Source organism: Nostoc sp. 2RC (genome assembly GCF_014222165.1).
GTDB lineage: Bacteria > Cyanobacteriota > Cyanobacteriia > Cyanobacteriales > Nostocaceae > Nostoc > Nostoc linckia.
This window is the reverse complement of sequence record NZ_JACKZU010000770.1, coordinates 1-767: the sequence shown is the minus strand read 5'-3', so window position 1 is coordinate 767 and position 767 is coordinate 1. Positions and strand designations below refer to the sequence as shown.

Genomic DNA, 767 nt, shown 5'->3' with positions numbered 1-767 from the left:
CCGTGTGAATCGAAAGATTCATGCACGGTTTTGTAGCCGAGTCAGGAGGGTGACTTCCTGGCTTAGGCATCTCATCTTCTTCTAAATTTTGATTTACTCTCAAATTCTGGCGCAGGTTGTAAACTAATTCTAGCGTCGCTTTCTGGAATGGATGATTTGATGGTAGTGCTTTTAACTCATTAATTGCCTGCTCTTGTACCCTTCCTCTACCCAGGATTCTCAGCCATAGTGTTTCTAGGGTTTGTGGTAACTGATGGATGGCTACAATGGCTGCACGTAAATAGTCTGCCATCAAATGTACTCCAGGCAACCAATCTTCCCCTTGAACTGCACGAAACCCTGACAGCAGCGTCGCGGATGCTGTGGGGGTGAGAATCCATAATTTGGGAATTTCTAATTCTTGAATGGGGGTTTTATTTTTATTAGCTTCTCGTTGTAATGCACCCCTAACTTCTAATAATTTCAACAGACAATCACAAATTTCTTCTTTAGATGCCGCATTGCGGAATGGCTCAAAGATAGCAGGACTGGTCGCCAACTTTCCTAATAAACCTAATGTCGCTAAATCGGTAGTTTGTTGTGCTGCTGGAGAAAATAAAACATCAATTTCTCGCACTTCTCCTGCTACACGACTGGGGGCTTGTACTTCTCCATAAGGTTTTAGTAATTCTTCCAGATAATCCTTGGCGAATTGGTCATGAATAAATCGAGTCATTCAATTTGATTTATTGGGAATTGATTTGAAATAATTAATAATATTTTATCTC

At 40.9% G+C, this 767-nt stretch carries 1 protein-coding gene; it reads right to left on the bottom strand.

From position 1 onward, the window contains the following. A partial coding sequence (locus GNE10_RS34920; RefSeq protein WP_260447160.1) for a hypothetical protein occupies positions 1 to 715 on the bottom strand: 715 nt, incomplete at its 3' end. Between the last annotated feature and the right edge of the window lie 52 nt (positions 716 to 767).